The sequence below is a fragment of the Mumia sp. genome, from assembly GCF_028803055.1.
Classification (GTDB): Bacteria; Actinomycetota; Actinomycetes; order Propionibacteriales; family Nocardioidaceae; genus Mumia.
Genome location: NZ_JARBCJ010000317.1, coordinates 1 through 2087 on the forward strand (window position 1 = coordinate 1; position 2087 = coordinate 2087).

At 71.3% G+C, this 2087-nt stretch carries 3 protein-coding genes; 2 read left to right on the plus strand and 1 reads right to left on the minus strand.

Annotated elements, in window-relative coordinates:
- The coding region (locus PV363_RS17530) for an NYN domain-containing protein (protein WP_301023053.1) at positions 1-720 on the plus strand (720 nt) is incomplete at its 5' end.
- A gap of 13 nt (positions 721-733) precedes the next feature.
- On the opposite strand, the gene PV363_RS17535 is transcribed toward PV363_RS17530, so the two are convergent.
- Positions 734-1357: a TetR/AcrR family transcriptional regulator gene (locus tag PV363_RS17535; RefSeq protein WP_220341508.1), complete on the minus strand. Its 624-nt coding sequence runs from the start codon at positions 1355-1357 to the stop codon at positions 734-736.
- An 82-nt stretch (positions 1358-1439) separates the two neighbouring features.
- Between PV363_RS17535 and PV363_RS17540 the strand changes: the two genes are divergently transcribed.
- On the plus strand, positions 1440-2087 hold a 648-nt coding region (locus PV363_RS17540; RefSeq protein WP_301023054.1), incomplete at its 3' end, for a hypothetical protein.

A 2087-nucleotide genomic window follows, 5' to 3' on the forward strand; every position in this document is an offset into this window, starting at 1 on the left:
ACGAGGATCGCGCTCGATCTCGTCAACCTCGCGCTCCAGGGAGCGGTCTCGGAGATCTTCCTCGTCTCCGGCGACGACGACCTGACCGAGGCGGTCGACATGGCGCAGGACTACGGCGTGCGAGTGACGCTCTTCAACGTGCCCAACGACGACTCGCGCATCGGCATCCACGCGACCGCGATGAACCTCGCCAGGGTGGTCGACGGTCGACAGCGCATCCCCGTCGAGCTGCTGCGCACCGCGATCACGCCGTCACCGCGACCGCGCGAGGTCCCCGCTGACGAGCCGGCCCCCGCCGCCGCGGTGGGTGAAGCGGCCGCGACCGTGACGCCGCGGTTGAGGATCCCGACGCCCTCGGACGTCGCACGGTTGCACCCGGCCCCACCGTTGGGCCAGCCCGAGCGCCTGGAGCCCGCGGTGTCGTTGGCCTACAGCAGCACCACAGGACAAGGTGGCGCCAATCGTGGCGACCCTGACGCGGACCTGCGCGCGGTGATCCCCGAGGTCGTCCGCACCGTCGTCCGCAACTGGCTGGACTCGGCGAACCAGGCCGACCTCCGCGACCTCGTCGCCACCCGCCCGACGATCCCCGGAGACGTCGACTCGACCCTCCTGAACGACCTCGTCGCGCACAGCGACGACCGCTACCGCGTGCTCCAGACCGAGACCCGCTGGCAGCTGCGAGAGGCGTTCTGGTCCGAGATCGACAAGCACCTCTGAGCACGTCGACTCGTCAGGGGCTGAGATAGCGGTCCAGCATCAGCAGGAGCTCTTCGTCCAACGGGTCGAGACGGTCCTCTCCGACGAAGACCGGCCCGGTGATGACGAACGACCAGGCGTCGAGCAGGACCGCCGCCGCCATGATCGAGGCGTCTCCGGCTCGGATCGACCCGTCGCTCTGCCCGTCGCGGATCAGGTCCTCGAGGAGCTGGGTCTGCTCGTTGGTGCTGCTCCCCCGTCGGTGGAGGAGGTAGGTCGCGATGAACTCCGGGTCGAGCTCGATCACGCGCCGCAAGAACGGCAGTCGCCGGGTGTGCTGCACGATCGCGACCGAACCGCGGACGAGCACCGACCGGGCGTCGTGTGCCGAGACCTGCCCCATCGCGAGCTGCATGACGTTGCGGAACTCGCGGGTGAAGAGGTCGGCCACGACACCGGCGCCGTTGGGCCAGGTGCGGTAGAGCGTCGCCCGTGACACGTCGGCCCGGCGGGCGAGGTCCGCCATGGTGAAGCCGCGCAGGCCCACCTCCTCGACGATGTCGCGCGCCGCGTCGAGCACGCGATCACGCGGGATCGCGTTGTGCGCCCTCAGCGGCACTGTCGAACGGTCACGGTCGGGGCCTTGCTGAGGAGCCATGGCGGTGACCGTACCAGCGTTGTACCAACCTCCGAACCACGCGTGCGGTGGCGCAGACCTCGAGGTCGCCTAAGGTCGGACCGTGACCCTCCGTCGTCTGCTGGCCGTCGTCGTCGCCGTCCTCGGCGGGTGCCTGGTGACCTCCGGGCTGACCTCGCCTGCCCATGCCGCCTCGGGACGGGTCATGAGCACCAGCGCCACCCTCTACCGGAACTGCTTCGGACACCCCTTCTCGTACGCCCTGAGCGGTGTCGCCCCGGGTTGGACTCTGACCGTCGACCTCGTCGCCGGGAGCGGCCGGGTGGTCGACCGGACGACCGTCCCCAGCACCGCCGGAGCGGCCGGCCGAGGTGCCTTCCGGATCTGCGCGGGCGCGGTGAGGCCGGGCACGTTCACGGTCCGGTCTCGCGTCACCTGGTCGTCGGCGACCGGCCGAGCACCCCTCGTGCTCGCCTCGACGCGGCTGACCCTGCGGCGGCCGCGGACAGCGACGTCGGTGTCGGTGCGCCCTCGCAGGCCACGCGTCGGCTCCGTGCTGCGGGTGGGGACGAGCGTGCGAGTCGCCCGGCCGTACGGGTTCTTCCCCGAGGCTGGGGTCCGGGTGAAGGCCTACGTCCGGCACCGGGGAGCGTGGCGACGCGTCGGGCCGGTGCGGACCACCCGTGCGGACGGCACCGCGACGTTCCGTGTGCGCTGGCGGTGGACGGCGCCCCGCAAGGTCCGTGTGAAG